This is a genomic window from Streptomyces griseus subsp. griseus (genome assembly GCF_000720255.1).
Lineage (GTDB): Bacteria > Actinomycetota > Actinomycetes > Streptomycetales > Streptomycetaceae > Streptomyces > Streptomyces griseus_I.
The window spans coordinates 1-209 of record NZ_JOJE01000252.1; the positions used below are offsets into that span (position 1 = coordinate 1).

Annotated in this window: 1 protein-coding gene; it reads left to right on the forward strand. The window is 76.6% G+C overall.

Features of this window, described 5'->3' with window-relative positions; translation table 11 throughout:
• Positions 1-9: 9 nt before the first annotated feature.
• Positions 10-209: arabinofuranosidase catalytic domain-containing protein (locus IG99_RS44015; protein WP_324606178.1), on the forward strand; the 200-nt coding region annotated here is incomplete at its 3' end.

Below are 209 nucleotides of genomic sequence, written 5' to 3' on the forward strand. Positions count from 1 at the left end.
CCACCGTGGATACGCAGCGTCAGACGCGCGCTGCTGGCGGCCGGTGCCACCGCCGCGCTCGCCGCCGGCCTGCTCACCGCCACGGCCACCACCTCGCAGGCAGCCACCCAGGGGCCGTGCGACATCTACGCCGCGGGCGGCACCCCCTGCGTCGCCGCGCACAGCACCACCCGCGCCCTGTACGGGGCGTACAACGGCCCGCTGTACCA